The sequence below is a fragment of the Methylomonas stagni genome (genome assembly GCF_050154735.1).
GTDB lineage: Bacteria > Pseudomonadota > Gammaproteobacteria > Methylococcales > Methylomonadaceae > Methylomonas > Methylomonas koyamae_A.
This window is the reverse complement of sequence record NZ_CP189557.1, coordinates 258,984-284,261: the sequence shown is the minus strand read 5'-3', so window position 1 is coordinate 284,261 and position 25,278 is coordinate 258,984. Positions and strand designations below refer to the sequence as shown.

At 54.4% G+C, this 25,278-nt stretch carries 24 protein-coding genes, 1 tRNA gene and 2 pseudogenes; 14 read left to right on the top strand and 13 right to left on the bottom strand.

The window, feature by feature from the left end; genetic code table 11:
* Positions 1 to 89 precede the first annotated feature (89 nt).
* From ACP4CD_RS01335 to ACP4CD_RS01320, 4 genes are all read right to left on the bottom strand, one after another.
* Positions 90 to 1,343 (bottom strand): glutamate-5-semialdehyde dehydrogenase, encoded by a 1,254-nt coding sequence (locus ACP4CD_RS01335; RefSeq protein ID WP_426993079.1) that lies wholly within the window; start codon positions 1,341 to 1,343, stop codon positions 90 to 92.
* 804 nt (positions 1,344 to 2,147) lie between these two features.
* Positions 2,148 to 3,047, bottom strand: coding sequence for a hypothetical protein (locus ACP4CD_RS01330; RefSeq protein ID WP_426993077.1), 900 nt, complete (start codon positions 3,045 to 3,047; stop codon positions 2,148 to 2,150).
* Between the two features lie 265 nt (positions 3,048 to 3,312).
* A complete protein-coding gene (locus tag ACP4CD_RS01325; protein ID WP_426993075.1) occupies positions 3,313 to 4,020 on the bottom strand; it encodes a glycine-rich domain-containing protein in 708 nt (235 codons plus the stop codon).
* A gap of 267 nt (positions 4,021 to 4,287) precedes the next feature.
* A complete protein-coding gene (locus ACP4CD_RS01320; RefSeq protein ID WP_396643500.1) occupies positions 4,288 to 4,983 on the bottom strand; it encodes a hypothetical protein in 696 nt (231 codons plus the stop codon).
* Positions 4,984 to 5,222: 239 nt separating this feature from the next.
* Between ACP4CD_RS01320 and ACP4CD_RS01315 the strand changes: the two genes are divergently transcribed.
* The 3 genes from ACP4CD_RS01315 to ACP4CD_RS01305 all read left to right on the top strand — a co-directional run bounded on the left by ACP4CD_RS01315 (position 5,223) and on the right by ACP4CD_RS01305 (position 8,509).
* Positions 5,223 to 5,696, top strand: a complete 474-nt coding sequence (locus ACP4CD_RS01315) for a hypothetical protein (protein WP_426993073.1) — start codon at positions 5,223 to 5,225, stop codon at positions 5,694 to 5,696.
* A 395-nt stretch (positions 5,697 to 6,091) separates the two neighbouring features.
* Positions 6,092 to 6,784 (top strand): PEP_CTERM-anchored TLD domain-containing protein, encoded by a 693-nt coding sequence (locus ACP4CD_RS01310; RefSeq protein WP_426993071.1) that lies wholly within the window; start codon positions 6,092 to 6,094, stop codon positions 6,782 to 6,784.
* Between the two features lie 1,023 nt (positions 6,785 to 7,807).
* Positions 7,808 to 8,509 (top strand): hypothetical protein, encoded by a 702-nt coding sequence (locus ACP4CD_RS01305; protein WP_426993070.1) that lies wholly within the window; start codon positions 7,808 to 7,810, stop codon positions 8,507 to 8,509.
* A gap of 161 nt (positions 8,510 to 8,670) precedes the next feature.
* Here the strand turns inward: ACP4CD_RS01305 and ACP4CD_RS01300 are convergent, their stop codons facing one another.
* Positions 8,671 to 8,931, bottom strand: coding sequence for a hypothetical protein (locus ACP4CD_RS01300; protein WP_426993068.1), 261 nt, complete (start codon positions 8,929 to 8,931; stop codon positions 8,671 to 8,673).
* Positions 8,932 to 9,109: 178 nt separating this feature from the next.
* Between ACP4CD_RS01300 and ACP4CD_RS01295 the strand changes: the two genes are divergently transcribed.
* The gene (locus tag ACP4CD_RS01295) at positions 9,110 to 9,370 is read left to right on the top strand and encodes a hypothetical protein (protein WP_426993067.1); all 261 of its coding nucleotides are present in this window, start codon (positions 9,110 to 9,112) and stop codon (positions 9,368 to 9,370) included.
* A gap of 274 nt (positions 9,371 to 9,644) precedes the next feature.
* Positions 9,645 to 10,127 carry a hypothetical protein gene (locus ACP4CD_RS01290; RefSeq protein WP_426993066.1) on the top strand — a complete coding sequence of 161 codons (483 nt, stop codon included), beginning with the start codon at positions 9,645 to 9,647 and terminating at the stop codon, positions 10,125 to 10,127.
* Positions 10,128 to 10,429: 302 nt separating this feature from the next.
* Here ACP4CD_RS01290 and ACP4CD_RS01285 read toward each other — a convergent pair whose 3' ends face one another.
* From ACP4CD_RS01285 to ACP4CD_RS01270, 4 genes are all read right to left on the bottom strand, one after another.
* Positions 10,430 to 10,648, bottom strand: coding sequence for a hypothetical protein (locus ACP4CD_RS01285; protein WP_426993064.1), 219 nt, complete (start codon positions 10,646 to 10,648; stop codon positions 10,430 to 10,432).
* 264 nt (positions 10,649 to 10,912) lie between these two features.
* Positions 10,913 to 11,389 (bottom strand): VOC family protein, encoded by a 477-nt coding sequence (locus tag ACP4CD_RS01280; protein ID WP_426993062.1) that lies wholly within the window; start codon positions 11,387 to 11,389, stop codon positions 10,913 to 10,915.
* A gap of 191 nt (positions 11,390 to 11,580) precedes the next feature.
* Positions 11,581 to 11,844 carry a hypothetical protein gene (locus tag ACP4CD_RS01275; protein ID WP_426993061.1) on the bottom strand — a complete coding sequence of 88 codons (264 nt, stop codon included), beginning with the start codon at positions 11,842 to 11,844 and terminating at the stop codon, positions 11,581 to 11,583.
* A gap of 63 nt (positions 11,845 to 11,907) precedes the next feature.
* Positions 11,908 to 12,834: a LysR family transcriptional regulator gene (locus ACP4CD_RS01270; RefSeq protein WP_426993059.1), complete on the bottom strand. Its 927-nt coding sequence runs from the start codon at positions 12,832 to 12,834 to the stop codon at positions 11,908 to 11,910.
* A 167-nt stretch (positions 12,835 to 13,001) separates the two neighbouring features.
* Here ACP4CD_RS01270 and ACP4CD_RS01265 point away from each other — a divergent pair, with 167 nt between their 5' ends.
* The 9 genes and pseudogenes from ACP4CD_RS01265 to ACP4CD_RS01225 form a co-directional block, all read left to right on the top strand.
* Positions 13,002 to 13,730: an SDR family oxidoreductase gene (locus tag ACP4CD_RS01265; protein ID WP_426993058.1), complete on the top strand. Its 729-nt coding sequence runs from the start codon at positions 13,002 to 13,004 to the stop codon at positions 13,728 to 13,730.
* A 50-nt stretch (positions 13,731 to 13,780) separates the two neighbouring features.
* Positions 13,781 to 14,869, top strand: coding sequence for an alkene reductase (locus ACP4CD_RS01260; RefSeq protein ID WP_064028752.1), 1,089 nt, complete (start codon positions 13,781 to 13,783; stop codon positions 14,867 to 14,869).
* A gap of 52 nt (positions 14,870 to 14,921) precedes the next feature.
* The gene (locus ACP4CD_RS01255) at positions 14,922 to 15,713 is read left to right on the top strand and encodes an SDR family NAD(P)-dependent oxidoreductase (RefSeq protein ID WP_426993056.1); all 792 of its coding nucleotides are present in this window, start codon (positions 14,922 to 14,924) and stop codon (positions 15,711 to 15,713) included.
* A 66-nt stretch (positions 15,714 to 15,779) separates the two neighbouring features.
* Complete coding sequence (locus tag ACP4CD_RS01250) at positions 15,780 to 16,193, top strand: GFA family protein (RefSeq protein WP_313729805.1); 414 nt, start codon at positions 15,780 to 15,782, stop codon at positions 16,191 to 16,193.
* Positions 16,194 to 16,223: 30 nt separating this feature from the next.
* Positions 16,224 to 17,243 (top strand): Gfo/Idh/MocA family protein, encoded by a 1,020-nt coding sequence (locus tag ACP4CD_RS01245; protein WP_426993055.1) that lies wholly within the window; start codon positions 16,224 to 16,226, stop codon positions 17,241 to 17,243.
* A 232-nt stretch (positions 17,244 to 17,475) separates the two neighbouring features.
* Entirely contained in the window at positions 17,476 to 17,760 is a 285-nt protein-coding gene (locus ACP4CD_RS01240; protein ID WP_426993053.1) for a DNA-binding protein, read from the top strand.
* 126 nt (positions 17,761 to 17,886) lie between these two features.
* Positions 17,887 to 18,585: a hypothetical protein gene (locus tag ACP4CD_RS01235; protein ID WP_426993052.1), complete on the top strand. Its 699-nt coding sequence runs from the start codon at positions 17,887 to 17,889 to the stop codon at positions 18,583 to 18,585.
* A gap of 464 nt (positions 18,586 to 19,049) precedes the next feature.
* Positions 19,050 to 20,057 carry a patatin-like phospholipase family protein gene (locus ACP4CD_RS01230; RefSeq protein ID WP_426993051.1) on the top strand — a complete coding sequence of 336 codons (1,008 nt, stop codon included), beginning with the start codon at positions 19,050 to 19,052 and terminating at the stop codon, positions 20,055 to 20,057.
* Positions 20,058 to 20,380: 323 nt separating this feature from the next.
* Positions 20,381 to 20,491 (top strand): annotated as a pseudogene (locus ACP4CD_RS01225) (phage integrase); the annotation flags it as partial.
* Positions 20,492 to 20,712: 221 nt separating this feature from the next.
* Here ACP4CD_RS01225 and ACP4CD_RS01220 read toward each other — a convergent pair.
* From ACP4CD_RS01220 to ACP4CD_RS01205, 4 genes and pseudogenes are all read right to left on the bottom strand, one after another.
* Positions 20,713 to 21,114, bottom strand: a complete 402-nt coding sequence (locus ACP4CD_RS01220; RefSeq protein ID WP_064028737.1) for a type II toxin-antitoxin system MqsA family antitoxin — start codon at positions 21,112 to 21,114, stop codon at positions 20,713 to 20,715.
* Between the two features lie 703 nt (positions 21,115 to 21,817).
* Positions 21,818 to 21,893: transfer RNA gene (locus tag ACP4CD_RS01215), tRNA-Thr, on the bottom strand.
* Between the two features lie 58 nt (positions 21,894 to 21,951).
* A pseudogene (locus ACP4CD_RS01210) lies at positions 21,952 to 22,667 on the bottom strand (sulfite exporter TauE/SafE family protein).
* 126 nt (positions 22,668 to 22,793) lie between these two features.
* The gene (locus ACP4CD_RS01205; protein WP_426993050.1) at positions 22,794 to 25,244 is read right to left on the bottom strand and encodes a heavy metal translocating P-type ATPase; all 2,451 of its coding nucleotides are present in this window, start codon (positions 25,242 to 25,244) and stop codon (positions 22,794 to 22,796) included.
* Between the last annotated feature and the right edge of the window lie 34 nt (positions 25,245 to 25,278).

The window sequence follows — 25,278 nt, the reverse complement described above, 5'->3', positions numbered from 1 at the left end:
GATGACCTTCCTCGTTGGAGGCAATCCGGCGCACGCTCGGCCGCGATCGATCGTTGCGACATCCAACCCCGCGAGCCTGGCGCCAAACGCTAAGCCCGCAAATGCCCGTCCCCCACCGCCACCCACTTATAGGTCGTCAGTTCGTCGGGACCGACCGGACCGCGCACGTGGAGTTTATCGGTACTGATACCGACGACCGAACCCAAGCCGTAATCGCCGCCGCCCGATAACCGGGTCGAGGCATTGATCATCACCGATGCCGAATCCACCTGTTCCTCGAATTGCCGGGCCAGACTCAGACTTTGGGTAACGATGCCGTCGGTGTGGCCGGAACCGTAACGGTTGATATGATCGATCGCGGCCTGGATGCCGGCCACGACTTTCACCGACAAAATCGGCGCCAGATATTCGGTGGACCAATCCTCTTCGCCGGCGGCGGCGATACCGGGCAACAACGTTTGGGTACGCTCGCAACCGCGCAGTTCGATATGATTCGCGGTAAATGCTTCGTTCAACAACGGCAGTAATTGTTCGGCGCATTGGCTATCGACCAGCAAGGTTTCCAGCGCATTGCAAACCTGCACGCTTTGACATTTGGAGTTGACCGCCAAGGCCACCGCCTTGTCGGGCTCGGCGTCGCCGGCCAAATACAAATGGCAAATCCCGTCGTAATGCTTGATGACCGGAATTCGGGTGCCTTCTGCGATACGCTGAATCAAGCCCTTCCCGCCGCGCGGGATCAGCACGTCGATATAACCGTCCATTTTCAGCAATTCGCCGACCGCTTCGTGGCCGGGCATGCGTATGATCTGAATCGCGTGTTGCGGCAAGCCGGCCGCGACCGCGCCGGCGACCATTGCATCGGTCAAAATGGCGTTGGTTTGCAGCGCTTCCGATCCGCCGCGCAAAATCACCGCGTTGCCGCTTTTAATGCAGACGCCGGCAGCATCGGTGGTGACGTTGGGACGCGACTCGTAAATAATGCCGATCACCCCCAGCGGCACCGATTTTTTATACACCCGCAAGCCGGCCGGGTTGGTATGGCCGGTCAGCACCCGATTCAGCGGGTCCGGCAGTTGCGCGACTTTCGTCAGACGCGACAACATGTAATTGAAGGTCTTGTCGTCTATCGTCAGCCGCTTGACCATCGCGTCCGACTGACCCGCATCGCGCGCCTTGGCGATTTCCAGCGCGTTGACCTCCAGCACGGATTGCTTAACCGCCTCCAGCGCTTCGGCCATGTTCGCCAAGGCGCGATTGCGGGCGGCCGCCGACACCGAGGCCAATTGACGAGCCGCCGCGCGGCTTTGTTGAGCGATGGTTAACACGGAATCACAGTTCATAGTCAGCAATACGGTTTGGATAAAACGACGGGAATGGAAAAAACGCCATTATCCTACAGGATGGCGCCGAAAGGCTTAGCGGCCCTTCGGCTCCGCTCAGGGACCGCCCTCGACTCCGCTCAGAGACCGCCCTCGGCTCCGTTCGGGGCAAGCCTCGGCTCCACTCAGGGACCGCCTTCGGCTCCGTTCGGGACAAGCCGCGGCTCTGCTCAGGGACCGCGCGGATGATTCGCCAAGCATGGCAGCCCCCTAGCGGAAACAAGGCCGCCGAGTTCAGGCCCCCTAACGCTCATGAAACTGCTGCGTCGCCCCGGCATTTGAAAGTCCTGGCGTGGGAGCGGCTTTAGCCGCGATTGACAGCGCTCCGACACCGAATTGGGTGACTGCATTCGCTGACTTTCATAGTAAAACTGGTTCGCCAAGCCTGTCGGCCCGCCGCAAAACCAAGCCAGGCCGACCCGAATAAAGCCGAAGTTGCCCCGCACGAAGCCAGACTAGCCCCAAGCGAAGCCGAGGCCACCCCCGCACGAAGCCAGACTAGCCCCGAGCGAAGCCGAGGACACCTCCGAACGAAACCAGACTGGCCCAGAGCGAAGCCGAGCCCCCCCCGAACGAAACCAGACTGGCCCAGAGCGGAACAGAGGCCTGCACTGAAGGCAATCGAGGCTTGCCCCGAGCGGAGCCGAGGGGGGCGGGACAATAAAACCGTTAAAGGCCACTCGATAAGCCCTAAATTCACGGGAATTCAGCTAACTGGCGCGCTATCGCCGCCCTGCCCCTGTCCGCGCTTACAAATCCCGCGTATCAGCCGGCCGACGGTGCCGGATTCGCGACCGGCGGGCTTTGCAACGAACGCAAGTAGTCCAACACCCGCGCCTGGCGCCAGCGGTCATCGGCGGCGCAAGCACCAAGTCGGGCGCGCCGGCAGGCGGCAACTGCCTCGTCGCCGCCCCGCTCGGTCCACGGCCGCAGATCGGCCGGCGTCTGGTTCAGCAGTTCCGCCGCCAATTCGGCCGGCGGCGGCGGGCCGTCGCGCAGCCAGGCTTCGGCTTGCTCGAAGCCATCGCGGCACATCAGCGCGATCATGTAATCGCAGGCCGATTGCAATCCGGGCCGCAGCCGGCCGGGACTGACCGACACCATCGGCAACAAGGGCGCCAACGACGGCAGTACGTGATTGGCGTAAACCGTCGCGCCCCAATACGCTTCGGCGGTACGGCGAAAATGCGCGAGATCGCGCACCGCCAGCAAGCCGCTGCTTTCCAGCGGCAGGATTTCCACCGGCGGTTTGGCGACATCGACGGTATCGTTGGCGACATCCACATACAATCCGCCCACTTGCAACGCATTTTGGAAATATTGCTCGCGCAACACGCCCCATACCGAGCGTACGAAGCCGCCGTGGGCAATAAATTCGTGTAGCCAGCGTTCGACAGGGGTCTCGGCCAATCGCAGCCGGGTCGCCAACAGCGCATACACCTCGCGGGTAATTTCCTCGCAACGCCCGTAGGGATAGGCCTTACCGGCGGCGTCGGGCAGACTAAGCGCCAATTGGGCATCGATCTCGGCCCGCAACCCTAAAAAATAACGCGCCAGCGCATCGATCCGGCTGGCCAGATAGGTCTCGGTCAATGCGCGTTGACGGGGATCAACCGGCGCGATTTGTTGGGGTAGTAAAGAGGTCATCTCGGCGGGAATTGTCATCGCGAAACACCGTCCTGGCAAGCGAACGCCTGAAGAAGGCCGCAACGCCGCGCTTTACCCGCGCTGACGGCCCGATGCTGTCCACCGATGCGTGGCAAGCCGGAAAAGTTCGGCATGATCGACCTCCAAAGTCTCGGTCAGATACCTAAGGAACGACGCTATTCGGCATGGGCATCGCGAATGGTTTCAATCTCAAGTGCCTTCCTCCGTTGAAAAAGCGGGGCGACAACTCGTCGAGCACTGGCCGCCGTCGGCCATCGCCGCGTCAATCGCCGCCGCCGCAGCCGCCACCACAACCGCCATCGCCGCCGTCGCCATTACCGCCATCGCTACTGTCGCCGCTCCAGGACCCGTCGCCGAAGCCGTCGATCGAGCCGTCGAAATCGTTGCTGGAGAAATCCCCGCCGCAGTAGGCCGTCCCTCCGCCGGTATCGTCTTCGCGCCGCACGCCGCGACAATCCGGCACATAGACAAAGCCGTCGGCAATCTGGAGTTTTTTATCGATAGCAAACAGCAACGGCAGACGACTGGGATTGCGCGGATCGATATTCTCGTCGCGGCAAGTCAGCCACCAAATTCGGCGCAAACCGCTGTTGTTTTGTTTATCCCGGCTCAACACCACCGCCGGCGTATGGTGCAGAAAGCCGCCAAAGGCTTTTTTGCAGAAACTGTCGTAATGGCGGGTATATAAAATCAATTCATGCCAGAGATCGTCGACCACTTGCGAGGGCATGGACACGTAACGGCGACCGCCCAGCAAATAAGCCAGGAAAAACTGCCGCAAGGCCCGCCCCACCAACTGGCAATCCTTTAATGCCAATTCCGGCCGGCGCTTGCGAAGCTTGTCGTAAAGCGCCGGCGGAAAACGGTAAGTACGAATATAGTCGGCACGGGCGGAACGCCGTAAACGCCGCCAAAACGCTATCAGCAATACCAGCAGACCGGCGATGAAAAACAATACGGGTAGATTCATGCGCCAAGTTTAGGCCATACGCCTGTCGTTTGCTGGAGTATCCGGGTTTCGCGGGCGTTGACTAAAACAGGGTACGCTACGCCGTTGCTTAGCCTAATGGCTTTAGTCGCAAGCAGACCCGCATGGCCGATAGGCTTTGACTAACTCCAAGAGCGCGGAAGACAAGGCGGCCGGCGCCGCACGGCGGCCGGATTTCGAGCAAAAAAAGCCGCCCATCCCGGGCGGCAAAGTGGATAACGAGGTTTGCAAATCGATACGAGCGGCGGCTTACGGCAGAGTGCAGGTACCGTCGCCGCCATCGCGGATGTAGTAGTCGGTGGACAGCGTGCCGTTCGCGGCCGAGATCACGTTCGGGCCCGCGCCCAAAAACACCGGCACGGCTTTACGGGTGGTGCCGTTCAATTGGGTTAACGGCGTGCCGTTGATCGACACGTTCAATAGATAAGTGCCGTTATCGAACAGGTTAACAAAGGGTTGGGCATTGCCGGTGGCCGGATTGAAGGCGCAACCGGGGCTGACCAGCGCGTAGGATTTGCCGCTAGCCGCGTACTCTAAGGTGCCGTCGCTGCTGAAGGTATTGCCCGAGGTATCCGGCAGGCTGCAGAAATCCGCTTGGACCGTGAACGTATAGGTGTCGGCAACCCGTTTGGACAGAGCCACCACCACGCTGTTATTGCCGTCCGCCAGCCAAACCGGCACGGCGGGCTGAGCCGCGGTCACTTTCGCGACCGTACCGCCATTGAGGCGAACCGTGGCCGTGGTTTTGGCGCTGGGATTGAACAGTCCCGCTTGGATCGTAGCGGCTTGGGCGCCGGTCGCCGGATTGATCGCGCAAGCGACGGCCCCCGACGCGAAGGTTTTACCGCTGGGACCGATTTGCACGGTGGTAGCGGCAACGGCGCTGGCCGACAGGCCCAACACGGTAAGAAAACTGAATAGCCTGACGGATAAGGCGGGGTTCATACGGTTTGTTCTCCTGAACGAATAAGATTAGGAAGCCAAAATCCTATTCGACGGCGATAAGCTCAAGCTGAATACCCCATTAAATTTAAGTTAAAGTGCCGCGCCAGTGAACCGCGCTTACCGACCAAGGGCAGCCGGTTTGCGGCGATACCGTCGACACCGGCCAGCCGCGAACCGAACCTGCGCAAACCGCTCGCCGGCGGCCGCACTAGCCCGCCCGTTCGAATTCCGCGCTGCGTTTGGCATTGCGGCTTGCTCGCAAGGCTTTTTGGCTTACGAGCAAGGCTTTTAGCGTTGCGGGCAAGGCTCGGCGCCTTGCGTTTATTGCTCGGAGCTTTGCGCGTAAGGCTTTTGGCGTTGCGAGCAAGGCTCGGAACCTTGCGTTTATCACGCTGAGCATTGCGCGCAAGACATTTAGTGTTGCGGGCAAGGCTCGGAACCTTGCGTTTATCACTCGGAGTGTTGCGCGCAAGGCTTTAAGAGTTGCGGGCAAGGCTCGGCGCCTTTCGTTTATCACGCTGAGCATTGCGCGCAAGACATTTAGCGTTGCGGGCAAGGCTCGGAACCTTGCGTTTATTATTCGGAACTTCGAGCGCAAGGCTTTGAGAATTGCTGGCAAGGCTATCTGGTCGCTTGCGCCGTTTTTTCGGCTACCGGATTTGGTAGGTCGGTCTGTTATAAATGAAATATTCCTGAAAGGTCGCCTTCCATGAAAATCGCTATCTCCCAGGATCATTCCGTTCCGGAGCAACGGTTGATTGCCCCCAAACCCAAAGCGATCAAAGCAAATATCCGCTTTAAACAGCGTCAAGATTGACTGAATTGCCGGGGCAGTCGATGTTGAAACCCATTGGCAAGCATTAAGGGACTTGGAAACAGGCGGACGAATTTGCCCACCGATCAATTTCGCGTGAGCACAAAACCGTGCCCACCCAGACTTGTTCGGAGCGTCCTTAAAGACTTGTTGGATAAATGGGCTCGTTATAGCATTTAAAATTGTCAATAAATTTTACGCAAGCTTGATACGGCGTTTTTAATTCATTGATTTTTAGCATACTTTCCGAAGGCACAGAGTTTGCTGACTAACAGGGGTTTCCCCTTTTTAACCATGGAGTTCAAGATTATGCAGCATCAAAACCACATGATGACGACAGTCTGCCTGTCAGGCGTGTTGTTGGCGGCATCGGTTATGCCAGCCCAGGCGGCTATCATTGTCGGCGGCAGTTCGCTGTTGACCGAAACCTATTTGAGTCAACTGGAAAATCAGCTTGGCGAAGGCCCTATCGCGTTGACCAATATATTCACTAAATCACCCGGCGCCACTTCCGTTGATTTCCACAATGCGGTCGACAATAAAGGCCGGACCTTTGTGGTGATGCAAGCAGCGGAAGACAATGGAAATACCGCGGTGATCGGTGGCTACAATCCCGAATCATGGAATTCTGTCGCTCATACCAACCCCTCTCAGACTAGCTCATTCCTTTTCAACTTAAGCGATAGTCAATTTTTTTTACAACTTGGTGCGTATATAACACTCAACCAAAGCTCGTATGGCCCAAGTTTTGGTAGCGGCTACGATATCTTTGTCGATAGCAGTTTGAATAATGGTTATTCATACCTGGCGACCTACACCAATACTTCCAGCGGAAACTCCATTATCGACGGTTCACACTACAACGGCGTCAATGTCAGCTACGGTGCCATGGAAGTGTTTACGATCAGCCAAGTGCCTGTACCTGGCGCGGCCTGGTTGTTTGGTTCAGCCATTTTGGGTTTGCTGGGCTTAAAACGTCGCGGATAGCAAAGCTTGGCATGCGCGGGTCCTGAACTTTCCTGACCGACGATTCGGACGGATGGCGATAGCCGTCCGAAGCGGTGCAGTTTGAAATATCAGAAAATTTTACATCTGGACCAATAGCTTGAGTCCGCCCAAGCATGGCTAAAAATCTAGCGACAAACGACCTTGAAGGAATCATAAACGTTCCGGCCGGTTCGCGGATGCCGACAATCGAATTCAGTCCGATTGCCTCGGCCTGGTGGAATGCCGACTAACCAACCTTAGCGCGCCGGTTCACGACCGAAACGAAGATCAGCCTGTAGCGTTTTTGAACTTGTTGAACTTTTCCGGTATTTCGGTTTTAGAGCGGCGATTTGATCGGAATATTGGAAATCAATCGATCGTCATCAGGTGTCATTGAGGTTATACGGCGGCTCAATACGGCCACGAAGAGACACCTGCAGTCATAATGCCAACGGCGAAATACTCACCGAAAGCGGCCCGTATCTGCGGGTGAAATTGACCATAATGCTCGTAGATATACCATTGCCGAGGGTTTAGCAGAATCAGATTTTGTAATGTCAAGAATTGTCATGAAACCTTTACATCAAATAACTTTAAGTGCTTTACAAAATTTGATATTTTGGTCATCATGCTGAAAAGCAGCGTTGAAGGCTCGTTAGACCCCAAAGTGTTCGGTAGTTGCCGACGCATAATGGCAAAAGGCTAGCCCAACACATTCAAGTGTTGGCTATAGACGAACCATTTAAGGTGACTAATAGAAATAGATATTGGGCCATCAGCCTGCTTTTGAGCTTAACCGTCTTCCAAGCCGAGGCTACCTAGCACCTTTTAACTTGGACGATCAAAGCTTGACCTACAGTCGTATTAGCGGCATCACCCGATCCCGCCCCGACGCCAATCCACTCGGAACGATGATAGTCGCGGTATTACAACCTTCGTAAGTTGAGACTACTATCTTGTGCAATTAACTTTAGCAATTTTCGTATTTGGCTGGACCGCTACTAAAAGGATTGATATCAAAATATGAAAACAAGAAATCTATATAACAGTGCGATTTTAATATTTGCCTGGCTATTTGCTCCCAATCTTAGCTATGCGACACAGGTTATTACATTACAAATAAATCCGTCGACGAGCTGGGTTCAAGATATTCCTTGGGTTGAAATTCTTCCAAATTCAACGGGTGAAATACCGAACTTGTCCTCAGGAATACCATTCGGCGAGCCAAAACCCGAAGCAATTTATCACCCGAGCGAGCGTTTTTCCTTGAGCGGCAATATTAATGTCATACTGGGGCGCAACTATCTCTATTCATTAGAAACAGAAGCGATTAACGTCTCGCCGGGTATTCTGCCAAGCGGCCGGAACGTTACTCTGGATTTGCCAGCACAGACCTTACGGGATGGGGTTTTTCCAAATGAATTGGCATTTTCTTTGCCTGCCGGCACAATATGCGCTTGCTTTAGATTGGATAACCCATTTGCACCTAAAATATCCGGAGCATTTGACGGCAAATCCTTATCGGTTGATTTTACGAGTAATGAAATGCAATTTTTTGGCTTTTATCCGAACGTTACGTGGATAGGTGGCTCACCGTCATATTCAATGACAGCCGAAAATAAATATTCATTCCATATTGAGGCTAGTGTTGTGCCTTTACCGCCAACAGCCGTACTATTTTTATCCGCGCTTGGCTTTATGAGTTTATCTCGTAAACTTCGGTAAGGCACAAAAAATATTGGCCGTGATCGATGCATTTCCTTGAGCGGGACGGGTTTAATAAACCCGTCCCGAGCGTTTTTCCGAAAGACTTTTTCGGGCATCCTGCTTGAAAAAATCGGCAAAAATTGCACGGCGGTTATTCCCGGCATCCCGGTTCATTCCCATCACCTCCGAGTAATCCGATGCGTCCAAGGAATTGGACAATTTCCGCGACCATCCGTCAGCGGATTCTTGCGAGTGGTCTCGCGCCCCAAGCCGAACAAATGTAGGGTGAGCAAAATTGCCCACCGATTAGCTTCGCGTGGGCACAAAAGCCGTGCCCACCCTAGCGTCCGCCGTTCCGTCACCCGGTGAAACTTGACGAACTGCTCGATCCAATCGCAGTAACTACGTTCGGTATGCAAGGAATAATGTTTCAACCGCATCACGCGACGCACAGTCCAATAAGCTTGGCAATTTGGTGCTTGACACAAAACACCTACCTGATAAAGTCAGCGGCGAATTTAATACGCAGGCAAAAGTGCCTGAAAAGTCGGGTAATATCAGGTTATATGGGCAGATTTGCCTGATAATCAATAGTTATGAATACTAAGGAGAATATTAATGTTTACACATATGGTTAACGTAAAGACGGAATCGCACTCTGCACATGGCAGTACCTATGAATTAAAAGTTTATCAAGTTCAAGAAAATGGACAATACAGAATTTACATATCTAAATCTGGAGATGGCGTAGGAGATATTTACACTGCATCGCAGGAAGATGTGTTGGATGCAAAACATTCAAGCACTCCAGACTTAATTGGAGAGTTAATAAATATTGCTAAAAGTGATATTGATCGAAATGAATTCAATCAATATTGAATTCATAACAAGGCCAATTCACGCGGATTCACCGCTGGTGCGGCTCTCCGGTGATTGGCGGCGTTAAATGCGGAGTAGAGACCGATTTGATTAATGTGAGTTATATTGTCATTCCAAAGAAAAATAAGTGCTGAAAAATTCATGAAAATATGTCTTTTTCGTTAGGAAATGCCATAATTTTTCAATATCAGCAGAATCTCTTTGAATTGGTCGGTTTTAATTAAAGGCTCTGGTGAGCATTTAACTTTATTCGTTGGGCGACAAGGTTAATACCATGACTGTACAAATGACAAACCCGATGGATGGGCTAGTATTTTTCCAAAAAGCCCTCGAAGGTGGACACATTGCGCCTCAGAAAGGAAGTATCCATTCCGATCTTCTTATGCTGCGTGATAGCCTAAACGGAGAAGCACGACTCACTTACGCATTAATCAAGAATCGCAAAGTTGTCGCTACTACGACATTCATTCCGGTAGACCCAATAGATGGTCATATGTGCTTCAACACTGGATATGCCGTGGATTTTTCAGATCGCTCAAAGGGCTATGGCAAGGAGGTTACGCAAAAGGCTTTTGATGAGCTTGTCAATGGTTTTAAGCGTGCTGGTATTCCTCATTTATACGTTGAAGCTCTTGTGTCAACCAAGAATGAGCATTCCAACAAACTCGCTTGCAGACTCTTCTCAGCTAGCCCAAGAGCCTGTACGGATGAAGTGTCGGGTCAGCCTGCTTTTTATTATGTCAGACAGCTTTTCTAATGGAGTTGGTTTTTGGGTTAGCAATGTTAAACTCTGCCCAACGTTACGGTAAGGGACGCGCCGCCCGTTGGCGGTTTTGAAACATAGTTTTTTATCACGGTTCGGTGGCTTCGCTTAAGGGCCGTAGGGCGGATAAGCGAAGCGTCATCCGCCGATAAAACCGTCAATTGTCCGATTCATCCGCCCCCAAAAATACCAAGTCCAACCCCGCTCAATTTAACGGATAAATACCCATTTTGACCGAGCGGTGAAAACTTGAAATGGCCTTTATGCCATTTAAATCCTTAACGGTAATCGCCCAACTATGCTTCACAGGGTTGTAACGGATGTAATTCATATGTGCCGCGTAGCAGGTAAACCACCCAGGCATCGATATGAAATGGCGGCTTTTCCCGAGCCATTCTCACCGCTTCCTGCCACTCGGCAATATGTTCAATCAACAGCGTCGATTTCCGTTCGAGCAGGTTAACGGTGAAAAAATAGGTGCCGCCAGGAACGCGATTGCGTCGATAGTTTGACATGAAAAGAGTTTAACCGATTTGGCGGATGACGCTACGCTTATCCGCCCTACAGCCACTTTGAAAGTGTAATCAAACGGCTGGGATTAAAGGGCTGCTTTAAGGGGGAAACCAGTCATTCATTAGAAAAGCGAAGCGGCGCATTCCGCCTCCCATCCGCCGCAGGACACGCGGATTCCGCAAAGCGCTTGGTCCAATGAACGGTCGCATCATTGGCGTTCTGTCCCTTTTCCCCGATGGTATTTCGCCAATCGGCGGATTGCCAGCTCAACCGCTATCCGCCAGCGGATTCTCTCGATCGGTCTGTTGCCCAAGTTGCTGGGCCAAGCCAAGCAGTATGCCTTCGGGACCCCGAATATAGCAGAGCCGGTAGCTGTTTTGATAGTTGACGACCTCGTCGACCACGGTCGCGCCGAGCCGACCAAGCCGGGTCAGCGTGTCGTCGAGGTTATCCACGGCAAACATGACGCGCTGATAACCCAACGCATTGACCGGGGCGGTGCGGTGATCGGCAGCGACGGCTGGGGCGTCGAAGCGCGCCAGCTCGATGCGGCTGTGGCCGTCCGGCGTAAGCAGCATGGCGATCTCGACGCGCTGGCCGCGCAAGCCGGTGACGCGCCCGGCCCATTCGTCGTCGATGTTCATACGCCCTTCCAAGACCAGGCCGAGTTCCAAGAAAAATTCAACGGCGGCATCGAGATCGGCCACGACGATGCCGACATTGTCCATACGTTTAACAGTCATAAGGTCTCCTGGGTGTTTGTTATTCCGGCCTCGCGAAGTCTAAACGGCCGTTCGCCTCTGGCAAGACGGCCAATCTTTCGATAAGCACACAAGGTTTGAACTTTTAAGGGCCGGCTCAATAAGGTTAGCGGCATGCCGCGTTACGCGGCTTCACCGCAGCCGGCCGTCTCGATGGCTGGCTTGACGTCCGCTTAGCGATCAGGGAAGTCCGGATTGTTGGCGCCTTCCCAGAGAAAACCGTCTAAGCCGGTGACATAGCCGAAATAGTCGCCCATATGCCGATAAGTTAAACCGTTCGTGGTGAGCTTGTCGAACTGCGGACGGTTTAACCCTTCGCCCCTCGACCGTGCTCGGGACAAACGGTTAATCCGTAACTTAACCGGGTTGCTCGCCGCCCAAGTCCATGGATTGCGCCTGCTTAGTAACCATTGCGCCGAAAGCTGCAACACGCCCAAGCAACGCATCGGCTTCGGCCAAGCGCCGATCGAACGAGTCCGGCGCCGGCAATCCCGCCATCGTTAGGGCCGCGAGGGCGCGAGCGCTTGCAAATGCGGTGTCATAACGCCTTCCAGCCAACACATGAAGACCTGCACGCGCCGGGACAGGTGGCGGCGGTTGCTGTATAGCAGCGTGACCGGCAGCGGTTCGGCCCGGTAGTCCGGCAAGACTTCGATCAGCTCGCCGCGCCGCAGGTAGGGTTCCAGGTTGGGTTCCGGTCCCTGAATCATACCCAAACCGGCCAGACAGGCGGAGAAATAGGCGATGGAGCTGTTGACGGTCAAATTGCCGGCCATCGGCAGGTTGCGGACCTCGCCGCTGGCGGCATCGACGTATTCGAAGCCGGCGGGTTTGCTGCCCAGGCTCAAGGCGTAATGTATCAAACGATGTTCGGCCAAATCGGCCAGGGTTTGCGGGATGCCGTAGACGGCGGCGTACGCGGGACTGACGCAATTCAATTGCCGATAGGCGCCCAAGCGGCGAGCCACCAAGCGCGAGTCGGAGATGGTGCCGGCCCGCATCACGCAATCGAAGCCTTCGGCGACGATATCCACTAAGTGGTCGGTGGCGCCGAGTTCGACTTCGACGTTCGGATAGCGGGCCATGAATTCCGGCAAGCGCGCCATCACGATGCCGGCCACCGCGCCGACCGACATATCCACCCGCAGCCGGCCGCGCACGTCGGCCGGATCGATCCGGAACATGTCTTGCAGTTCCTCGGCGTCGGCCAGCCATTCCAGGCAGCGTTGGTAAAACACCTGACCGTCCTGGGTCATTTGCACTCGCCGGGTGGTGCGGTGCAGCAAGCGGATGCCGGTCTGGTTTTCCAGCCATTGCACGGCCAGCGAGGTCGAGGCCTTGGGCAGGCCTAAATCCGCCGCGGCCTGCGTAAAACTGGCCGCTTCCGCGACCCGAACGAAGATTTTGATCGCGTCGAGTTGATTCATCTTGGAGGACTGGTTTCCTGAAAAAGCGATTGGGCAACGCCGTATGAATAGTTAGAAATTTTGAACAGTGTTATCGGCATTTGCCCGTTTATCCGATTAAATCCTAAAAATATACTGAATTCCGTCTATTGCAACCGGCGCGCTGGCGCCGCAAAACGGAGGTTCGGATGGCAAAAATCGCGTTAATCACCGGCGCGTCGCGCGGCATCGGCAAGGCCGTCGCGCTGCGTCTGGCGCCAGATGGCTTCGACGTCGCGGTCAATTACGCCGCGAACGCCCAGGCCGCCGAGGAGGTCGCCGCGCAAATTCGCCTGATCGGCCGGCAAGCGGTGGCTTTGCCCGCCGACGTCAGCGATCCGGCGCAAGTCGCCGAGTTATTCGCCAACGCCGAGCAAGCGCTGGGGCGCATCGACGTGCTGGTCAACAATGCCGGCATCATGAAATTGCAAATGCTGGCGGAAACCGACGACGCCGGCTTCGACGACATCGTCGCGGTCAATTTGAAAGGCACGTTCAACACGTTGCGCCTGGCGGCGACACACTTGAACGATGGCGGCCGCATCGTCAACTTTTCGACTAGCGCGATCGGCCTGGCTTTGCCAGGCTATGCGGTCTACAACGCCGCCAAGGCCGGGGTGGAAGCCCTGTCCCGCACCTTTGCCAACGAATTGCGCGGCCGCAATATTACCGTGAATTGCGTCGCGCCGGGACCGACCGATACCGAATTGTTCTTTCACGGCAAGACCGCCGAGCAAGTCGAACGCTTACGCAAGTTGCCGCCGCTGGAACGCCTGGCAACGCCGGACGACATTGCCGCCGTCGTCGCGTTTCTGGCCGGCCCGGACGGCGGCTGGATCAACGGCCAGGTATTACGCGCCAACGGCGGAATGAATTGAACCCAAATACCGCTTTCTATGACCAACACGATCTAAGCCAGGAGTAAGCCATGTCCAAGCAACTATTAACGTCCTTTCAATTGCACGATTTAACGCTGAGCAACCGCGTGGTGCTGGCACCGTTGACTCGCGCCAGGGCCGGCCAGGAACGGCTGGCCAATGTCATGATGGCCGAATATTACCGGCAACGCGCCTCCGCCGGCTTGCTGATCAGCGAAGCGACATCGATTTCCGAACAAGGCTTGGGCTGGGTGAATACGCCCGGTATTTACAGCGATGCGATGGCGCAAGCCTGGCGTCAGGTGACCGACGCGGTACACAGCCGGGGCGGCAGGATTTTCATGCAACTGTGGCATTGCGGCCGGGCTTCGCACAGCAGCTTTCACGGCGGACAACCGGCCGTCGCACCGTCCGCGATAAAACTAAACGGCGATTACATTCACACGCCGCTAGGCAAACAGCCTTACGAAACGCCACGCGCGCTGGAAACCGCCGAATTGGCCGGCGTCGTCGAGGATTATCGCCGCGCCGCCGAACGCGCCTTGCTAGCCGGCTTCGACGGCGTCGAAATCCATGCCGCCAACGGCTATTTGTTGGACGAATTTCTGCAATCCAAAACCAATCACCGCGACGACGCCTACGGCGGCAGCATCGCCAACCGCTATCGCCTGCTCGGCGAAGTGTTTGCCGCGATCGCGACGGTCTGGCCGGCGCACCGCATCGGCGTTAGACTGTCGCCCAACGGCGCCTTCAACGACATGGGGTCGGCCGATTACCGCGAGCAGTTCGCTTACGTCGCTCAACAACTCGACCGACTCGGCCTAGCCTATTTGCACGTGATGGACGGCCTGGGCTTTGGATTTCACCAACTCGGCAGCGCGATGACCTTGAGCGAATTCCGCGAGTATTTCCACGGGCCGCTGATGGGCAACTCCGGCTACGATCAAGCCAGCGCCGAGCAAGCCATCGCTTCCGGCGCGGCCGACCTAATCGCGTTCGGCCGGCCGTTCATCAGCAATCCGGATCTGGTGGAACGCTTTGCCCGGAACGCGGCATTGAATCCGGAAGCCGACGTGGCCCACTGGTACACACCGGGCGGCGCCACCGGCTATATCGATTTCCCCTGCTTGCAATATTAATCGGCTAGTCTCGGCCAGTCAGAACCATCAGCACAATCGATCAGGAGTCTTCATGGATTTGCAATTACACGACAAAACCGCGTTGGTGACCGGCAGCACCGCCGGCATCGGCTTCGCCATTGCCAAGGCGCTGGCCGGCGAAGGCGCGAACGTCATCGTCAACGGCCGATCGGCGGCGTCGGTGGCGCAGGCGATCGAAGAACTCGCGCCCTGCGCCGCCAACCAGTTGTTCGGCTTTGCCGGCGATTTGTCGCGAGCCGACACGGCGGACGCCTTGCTGGCCGCCCATCCCCAGGTGGATATTTTGATCAACAACCTCGGCATATTCGAACCGGTGGCCTTCGAAGACATTCCTGACGCCGACTGGCGCCGGTTGTTCGAAATCAACGTGCTGAGCGGCGTGCGCCTAGCCCGACTGTATCTGCCGGCGATGCGCGCCGCCGACTGGGGCCGGATTGTGTTCATCTCTAGCGAAAGCGGCGTGCAAATCCCGGCGGAAATGATTCATTACGGCATGACCAAGGCCGCGCAGATCGCGGTGGCGCGCGGCTTGGCCGAACACGTGGCCGGCACCGGCATTACCGTCAATTCGGTATTGCCCGGCCCGACGCGCTCGCGCGGCGTTGGCGATTTCGTCAACCAACTGGCCGAGCAACAAGGCATCAGCTTCGAGGCCTTCGAACAACAATTTTTCGAAACCGTCCGCCCGACTTCGTTGATCAAACGCTTCGCGACGACCGACGAAGTCGCCTCGCTAGTCTGTTATCTGGCCAGCCCGCTGGCCGCGGCGACCACCGGCGCCGCGTTGCGGGTTGACGGCGGCGTGATCAAAAGTGCATTCTGATTGTCAGTCCAACTGCGACGACCGGGCGAATTCGCCGCCCGGCCATCGTCATTTTCCGGAGGTCCAATGTCCGAAGTCACGTTAAACGGCGGTTGCCTGTGCGGCGCCGTGCAATTTCAAGTGCGCGGCGAACCGCAACGTTTTTACCACTGCCACTGCCGCCGCTGCCGCAAGGCCAGCGGCACCGGCCATGCCAGCAATCTGATCATCGGCGACGCAACGCTGAGTTTCACTCAAGGCGAAGGCTTGCTGAAGCGCTATAAAGTGCCGGACGCCCAACGCTTTGCCCGCCAGTTTTGCAGCGAATGCGGCGCGGCGGTGGCGCGCTTCGTACCGGAATTGAACGGCGTGGTAATTCCGGCCGGCGCACTGGACGATGCCGCGCCGATTCAGCCGCAAGCGCGGATATTCTGGGATTCGCGCGCCGACTGGTCGTGCGACGGCGACGATCTGCCTCGTTACGCCGAATATCCGGTGTAAACGCCGTCCGGCGGTTTAGTTCTCGCGGCGATGGGGATCGTTCTCGACGAGGTACGCTGGGGCATGATCGGCTGCGGCGCGGTGACCGAACGCAAAAGCGCGCCGGCCTTCAATAAGATCGAGCAGTCGCGGCTGGTGGCGGTGATGGGCCGCGATGCCCGCAAGGCGGCGGATTACGCGGCGCGCCACGGTGTCCCGCGATGGTATGCCGATGCGGAGGCGCTGATGACCGATCCGGGGGTCAACGCCATTTATGTCGCGACGCCACCGTCCAGCCACGCCGAATACGCAGTGCTGGCCTTGCAAGCCGGTAAACCGGTCTACGTCGAAAAACCGATGGCCTGCCGCTACGCCGAATGCCAGGCCATGAACCAAGCCGCCAGCGCCGCCGGCCTGCCGCTATTCGTAGCCTATTACCGGCGAGCCTTACCGTATTTTTTGCAAGTCAAAGCGCTGTTGGATGCCGCCGCGATCGGCACGGTATTGGCGGTCAACGTGCGCCTGGTGCAATCGCCGCGCCCGGCCGACCGCAATCCAAGTAGCTTGCCGTGGCGGGTAAACCCGGCCGTGGCCGGCGGCGGTTACTTCTTCGATTTGGCCTGCCATAGCTTGGACCTATTGGACTTTTTACTAGGCGCTATCGTCGACGCCCAAGGCTGTGCCGAAAATCGCGGCGGACTTTATCCGGCGGAAGACACCGTCGCGGCATCTTTTAAATTCGCAAGCGGCGCACTGGGCACGGGTTTCTGGACTTTCGCCGCCACGGACGCCAGCCGCAGCGACAGCGTCGAAATTCTGGGCACTAGCGGCACGATCCGCTTCTCGACTTTCGCCTTCACGCCGATCGAGCTGGAGACTCCAACCGGCACCCAACGCTACCTGCCGCCGAATCCGGAAAACATCCAATTCCACTTGATCGCCGCCATCGTCGCCGAACTGCGCGGCCAAGGCCGCTCGCCGTCGAACGGCACCAGCGCGGCCAGAACCAACTGGGTCATGGATTGCATCACAGGCATTGGACACGAATCGAGATTTGCTGGTTTGGGTTAGCTCTACCATGTTGATTAACTTGTGTTTTCCAAGCGCGACAATCGGGATATAACCGCGATTCGCCCAGCCTTCGAGGACGCCGGAGAGGATGCCGGTTATCTCGTGGAAGCGTGCCCGATGCATGACCGAGACGAAAGCCGATAAGGGCCGCTGTTGGGCTTGTTCCATGTTTTCAGGCATTTGGGTTAGTATTAGTGCTTGTTGGGTTACAGCCAAAACATGATGACTATGCTTGCACGCCACCATAAAAACCTTGCGCCAACGACTTTTCAAGGTAATTGACTTTAAAAGGGAAGCTTCAAAAATTTTGGAAGAGACGACAGGCGTTGACCGTGCAAAATGGTCAAATATCAAGCGCAAAGATCCAATTAGAGCCGCTGAAGAACATTTGGAAGCAGTATTCAAGCTATGGCCTGAATACGCATTATGGATAGCCACGGAAAAAACCAATCCAGAAGCCGGACAAATCAGCCCCGAACTGGAGGACCCCCTGCAAAAGCTAGAAAAGGCTGGGTAACGGCAGCTAAGGCTTTAGCGAAATGGAATTGCTGTTATTCAGCCAAGGACGATCATAAGCTTTGATACACAGCAAGCAGCTTAGCCTGCTACCTAAACTTGTTTAACAAAATTTTCGAGAAAAGCAATGAATTTATTTTCAGATGATTTTATTTCTAACCTAAAGAACGACCCAATTAATAGAACAATAGAATTATGCAACATTACCTTATCAAATATTTCGTATAACGAACCAGAAGGATTTTCTGCGGAAAGCTACCTTAATCTAATTGAAGCCTATGCTTTATTAAGTGAATTAATAGAGGTCGAAATCCTCCCTTTTCAAATTAACTATTTCCAGTTAAGCGGGGATAAAAATCAAGATGAGTCAAATATATTTCAATTAATCATGGACCTAAAAGAAAGATGCAATAAGGAATCTACAAAGCTCCATTTTGAGAGATTAAGATCACACTTTAAAACATCGCTTAGCAACGTTTTTCATTATGAATTTACACAAGGAGACCTAGACCGAATCCAAACACTCATAAATGAACTGCGAAACGCTGTAGCTGAAGCACCGGATCTCGAAAATGATCACCGCCAAAGACTTCTGAAACGTTTAGAAAATTTGCAATCTGAATTGCACAAAAAAGTATCCGATTTAGATCGTTTTTGGGGATTAATAGGGGACGCTGGAGTCGTAACTGGTAAACTCGGTGATGATGCGAAACCGCTTGTTGATCGCATTCGGGAAATTGCGGATATTATTTGGCGCACTCAATCGAAAGCGGAAGAACTCCCATCAGGCACACAACCGACATTGATTGAACACAAAACCGATTAGTCCAACGCATAACTGTGGGTATCAAAAAGCAGGAATCCGGCGAATGGTTTGCCGATATTCGCCCAAACGGGGTTGGCGGGAAGCGGTACCGGAATAGCTTTCCGACCAAGGCGGAAGCCTTGCGTTGGGAGGCTTGGGTTAAGGCGAACAAGACGCAACGGCCGCACTGGGAACCACCTCCTAAGGGTAGCCGGCGGCTTCCGGGGTTAGTGGATAAATGGTACGAGGCGCGGTTGGCGTCAAATGGAAGGATTTATATTAGTCATAATTGCGTAACACTCGCTTGATTAAAATGGACGTATTAGAAACGGCTGAGCGATAACTGCCAGCTTCTTTAGTGATTGCTGTCGAACAAGCCTTCATGATAGAGACCGGAAATCTTATTTGATTCAAAAATCAATAAGGCAAGCCTCGCAAAATAAATTTATTCTAATTTCCAACAACACTAATAAGGGGAGTGGGTCATGGCTAAAAGAGTAATTTTGCAAGTTGACGGTGGCGGCATTTTGGGGATTACGCCCGCCATAGTTTTACATCGACTGGAAACCGATTTAAGAGCGAAACACGGCAATAATCATTTTCTGCTGCGGGACATGCTGACTTTGTGCTGCGGCACGAGCACCGGCGCGATTATGGCGGGTTTTGTGGCTGCTGGGGTCGATGCGGCGAATATTGATAAGTTTTATTCGATTGACGGTGTCGATCTTTTCAATAATAGCAAAAATCCGATTTACACCCGATTTTTAAAGCCAAAGTTTCAACGGCAGCCTTTCATCAATAAGTTGAATGCTATTTTGCAAAGCTTTTCGGCATCTCAGAATGCCAATGTTACGCTAGGCCAGTTGCCCAACACTTTGAGGCTGATGACGACGGCTTATAACCTCTCCAGCCATCGAACACACTTCATTAAGTCTTATGACCCACACGATCAAGCCATTCGGCTTGCCGATGCAGTGGCATGGTCGGCACTTTCGGCCGCTTATTATTTTGGCAAGATCAATGTACCAAATTACACCTGGACACGTTTAGACAACAGCACTCCGCCCAACAGTTATCCGGAAGCAGGCGCATCGTTTCAAGACGGCGGACAAGGCACACAGAATTGCACGCTGGACTTTGTGTTAGCGGAAATTCTAGCGCAAGGCTGGGAGCACGACGAGGTAATTATTATTTCGTTGGGAACAGGCAGCAAAACGAAATATACGCCGTATAGCGAATCCAAGGGTATATCGGACATCGGGCAAGCGATTAAATTTATCGCAAATCAAGCGCGCGACGAATCGACCACGGTTCAGGAGATGGCTGCGAGGTATATCTGCAAAAAGCTGCCGAATATTCAATTGTTCCGCCTGGATTATGAGAGCCCCGAAGATTACGACCTGGACGATACCGATCATGTCGACGTGTATAAAAAAGGCGCGCAACAAATCATTGCCAGTTCGGAGTATGGCAACTTAGTCGGCTTGCTTTAAGTTGGATTGGGAAACCTTCTTACACGACGAGTATTAGGAAACAGGATTCGAGCGAATGGTTTGCCGATATTCGTCCGAACGGGGTTAGCGGTAAGCAGTATCGGAAGAGCTTTCCGACGAAGGCGGAGGCATTGCGTTGGAAGGCTTGGGTTAAGGCGAACAAGATCCATCGACCGGATGGGGAGCAGCAATCGAAGGATAGCCGGCGTTTGTCGGAGTAGATGGACACGTGGTACCAGTCTTAAGGCCGGCATTTGAAGGACGGCGAAAACCGGGTGTTGATGATCCAGAACATGTGCGGCCGGTTGTAGAATCCAAGAGCCGTCGAGATCGACGCGGATTTGTTTTTAGCATATCGCAACGAGCACTTGGCTTCCGGCGTGTCGGCCAATACGATCAATCACGAGCAGACTTATCTAAACGCGATTTTTTAACGAACTGGGGCGCTCGGGCGACTGGTTGGAGCCTAACCCTGTCGGCAAGGTTAAGAAGCTTAAAATTGACGAGTTCGAGCTGAAATATTTGAGCCTGGACGAGATTAAAGAGCTGTTGCCGATGTTACAGGCATCTAAGAGCAACGCTTACGCTCAATGACTGCGGCTTTTTATCTCTGGGTGTCCCGCCAGTGTCCCACGGGACAACGCCCAAAACTAGGCTAAGCCGTCCGAACTTCGTCCAACAAATCCGGATGTCGGTCTAGGACTTTTAGAAGTTTGACCAGCGCCAGCGGTGGCTTGGTTTTGCCGTTCTCGTAGCGGGAAAAGGCATTGATACCGCCACCGAAAATCTCCGATGCTTCCTTTTGGTCGAGTGCCAATTTTTTGCGGACGCTGGCAATAAAGCTGGGGTCAACAATCGACGCATTGACCTGCTTGTTGAATTCAATCATCAAAGCCATCGTGCGCCGGGATTCGTCGGCATCTGTAATCACTTCATCGCAGGCCGGGCAAAATTCGCCGGTTACGTCGGGAATCATCGTAGACTCGCCTTTGTAGATGTAAGGCATGTCTCGGGTATCCCCCACCAGCTCGGCAGCGCCGCAAGACGGACATTTCATAATCACAACTCCTTAAACGAAACGACCAACACATCATCTAAGCAAATAAAAAGGCGGTCTTACGACCGCCTTTAAACCACTACTATTTCCGATGACTATCAGGAGTACGCTTAATTTGCTCCCAAGAATGACCGGGTTTAGAAGTGGGTGGCAGCGTCTTATTATCAGGAACGGCCGCGTAGTTGTCTTTTCGACCACCCCGCGGACCGACTTCCTGAAAGATGCCGCCGTTCTTACCGGTGTTTCCACCGGGCTTATTTGTATTACTCATTTTAAATTCCTTAAAAAAGGAATCAGCGCAAGAATCCAACGCGGGAAAAATGGTTGAAAAATCAAAGCAATTCAACTATGATTCGCCGCCTTTCAGTATTAGGTGGCAGTACGCTGATTAAAGTTTTGTCACTGCCGATCCGCTAGAGGCTGCAACCTCTGGCGGATTACTCTCAACGCGTTAGCACTCTTACAATCAGAGTGCTAGAAATCAATATATAGCATTTTTTTGCCATTCGCAAACTATATATAGATGTTTGTCTACACTCAAAATAGCAGCAATTCGCTTTCTATTTAAACAAATCATTCTTTTCCTCGCCCCCCTTAATTTCCCTGTATTGGCATTAAGCTAACCCAATGAAAAAAAGTGGACACTTTATGGTCAGCACAATAAAAAAGGCCTAGGTATTTCTACCTAAGCCTTTGATAAATATGGAGCTGGCGATGGGACTCGAACCCGCGACCGGCTGATTACAAATCAGCTGCTCTACCAACTGAGCTACGCCAGCAAATTGGCTCGCCATTATACAAAAAACGGCGAGGTAATCCAGCATTTTTTGCGGCGTGCTACTTGTTGCGTATGCTGTCTATCATGCTCGACAAGTAGTCCATCATGTTCTTTAGAAACGCTATCGCCAGATCGAGCTGGGTTTGTAGATAGAACAGGAAATGACTGTGGTCGAAGTCCTGGTCCATGTAAAAGCTGACGCCGTTGTTGATCGTGTTCAAGCCCATCACCAGCATAATCACGGCGGCGGCCTTGAACATGAAACCGCGCAGTTTCGCGCTCATTTTGCCGAATGCCACGCTGATGAATAGCATCATCGGCAAGGTACCGGCGCCAAACGCCAACATTAACGCCCCCCTTCCAGCACGCTCGTCGCGGTTGTGGCTTTGACGGCCATCGCGAAGGTTAGCATGCATGGCATCAAGCCGTTTAACAGTCCGGCGATGATCGAGCCGACAATAGGTCCTCGTTGATTCGCCGTGGCGTAACCCTTGCGCAACATTCCCAACGGGATTAATCGAAGCGAACCTTGCCAGGGTATCCAACCCAAAACCCCCATCGCCAACGCAATGACGACTAAGCCCATCGTGATTTGCAGCACACTTTGAATCTTGCCGAACAAGCCGCTGGATATCAACACGACACCCAGGGTCGCAGCGGCCATGCCTATCGTCGCATACACCGTAATACGGGCCACTTGGTAAGCCAGATAAGGCCAATAGCTTCGACTTTTGCCGGCCTTCATGAAAAAGCCGGATACCAAGGCCCCGCACATGCCCAGACAATGTCCGCTACCTAAAAAGCCTGCCGCGAATGCCAGGGTATAGTCGAAACCGCTAGCGGCGGCCATCTCCGTCATGCCATGCATCGCATGATCCATGCCGTGCATTTGGTGGTCCATTTATTTGCTGAGTCTGAGTGAATTGACGATGACCGACACCGAACTCAATGCCATGGCCGCAGCAGCGATCATCGGGTTGAGTTTGCCCATTGCCGCTACCGGGATGGCGATGGTGTTGTAGCCGAATGCCCAAAACAGGTTTTGTTTAATCACGCTGATCGTGAAGGCACTGAGTTCTATCGTGTCGGTAACTTTGCCGATGTCGCCTTGCACCAACGTCAGATCGGCGGATTCTATCGCGACGTCGGTACCGCCACCGACCGCGAAACCGACATCGGCGGCAGCCAATGCCGGCGCGTCGTTGATACCGTCACCTATCATGCCGACATTCAGACCGTCCGCCTGCAATTGCCGAATGATCCGGAGTTTGTCGTCCGGCTTGGCCTGTGCCACCACGTCGGCTATTCCCACCCGAAACGCGATGGCGTAGGCGGTTTTTTCGGTGTCGCCGGTGACCATCATGGTTTTGATACCCATCCGATGCAAACGCTCGATCGCGGCGGCAGCTTCGAGTCGCGGCGTATCGGCGATCGCGAATACCGCGGCTTCCTTGCCGTCAACCGCCATGAAAACCGGCGTTTGTCCCAGCGCGGCGGCGGTATCGGCCGGCTCCGCCAATCCGTGAACCTCAACCTGATGACTTTGCAACCAGGCCTGGTTACCAATCAGCAACTTGTAGCCGTCAACTTCGGCGCGGATGCCGTGCCCGGTCTCGCTGTAAAAATAAGCGCAGTCGTGCAAGGCCACTCCCTGTTCTTCGGCATGTTTGACGATGGCCTTACCCAGGAAATGTTCGGAATTGTTTTCGGCGGAAGCCGCCAGCATCAGCAGTTTGTGTTCGGCGATGCGCGAGACTTTGTGGATTTTGACGACCTTAGGCTTGCCTTCGGTAATGGTCCCGGTCTTATCGAATACGATGGCGTTCAATTTGCTGGCGATTTCCAGGCTCTCGCCGTTGCGGATATAGACCCCCTGCTTGGCCGCCTGTCCGGTGCCGACCATGATCGCGGCCGGCGTCGCCAATCCTAACGCACAGGGGCAGGCAATCAACAGCACGGTAATCGCGTTGCCGAACGCCATCCCGAACGGCGCGCCGGCGATCAACCAGCCCGACAGCGTCAGCGCGGACAAGCCAATGACGGCCGGCACGAACACCGCCGAGATCTTGTCCACTTGCTTTTGGATCGGCAGCTTGGCGGCTTGCGCCTGATCGACCATGTGCACGATACCGGCCAGCACGGTATTCATACCGATAGCACTGGTACGTACCTGTAATACGCCGTTGCCGTTGACGCAACCGCCGATCACCGTATTGCCGGTCACTTTGACGACCGGCATGCTTTCACCGGTGATCATCGATTCATCGACCGTGGAAATGCCGTGGATGACGACGCCGTCGGTCGGGATTTTTTCGCCGGGGCGCACCAACAACACATCGCCAACTTGAATCTCGTCGACATCCACCCGCCGCTCTTCGCCGCTTTCGGTCAATAAGGTTGCGGTTTGGGGTTGCAGATCCACCAGTTTGCGGATCGCCTCGCCGGCTTTGCCGCGCGCGCGCTCCTCTAAATAGCGCCCGAGCAACACGAAGGTGACGATAGCCGCCGCCGCCTCGAAATAGACGTGACTACGTCGGCCAAACAAAGCCGGCAAACTGTAACCATAGGCCGAGCCGACGCCGAGTGCGATTAAACTATCCATATTGGCGGCGCCCTGCTTGGCTAGCCGATAGGCCTTGACGAAAAACTGGCTGCCGGTACCGAACACCACTTGCGTGGTCAGGGCAAATTGCAACCAGTGCAGCCAAACACCGGTGCGCATCGTCATCGCTACCGCCACCACCGGCGCGGTCAGCAGCCCTGCCCATACAAATCGACGCCGGGCCACGTCAATTCTTTGCAACTCCTTTTCGATCAATTTTTTCCGCTGCGAGAGGGTATCGACCTGCAAGGCGCTGTAGCCAAGTTTTTCGATGGTTGCGATGACATCGGCCTTGGTCAAGCAACCTTGGACGTTGACGGTTTCGGTGGCGAAATTGACGCTGGCCTTTTTGATCCGCTCGTCGCGATTCAGGACCATTTCGATCAACAGCGCGCAAGACGCGCAACTCATGCCTTCCACCGCCAAATCGATGTCGGCCAATGGTCCCTCGGGCAATTTTTTCTTATCGGCTACGCCGAGCCGCCGCTTACTGGCGATATTGCCGAGAACCGCATCCAACAAAATCAACAGATTTTTAGCCGGAAGCCGACTCGAGTCGAATTCGATTGCAACCGAACCGATCGCAATTACCGAGCGTACTCGCTTAATTTCCGGTCTTTTTTTAAGAAGGATTTCGAAAATGTAACTACGCTCGGGATCGCCGACCAACACCGGCGTAACAATTCTGATCCGGTTGCGTAATTGGTGCCGGACCTCAAAATGCCGATAGGGGTTGTTATCGGTAACCATTAAGACTGCACTCCTCGATGTGACTGACCAAACA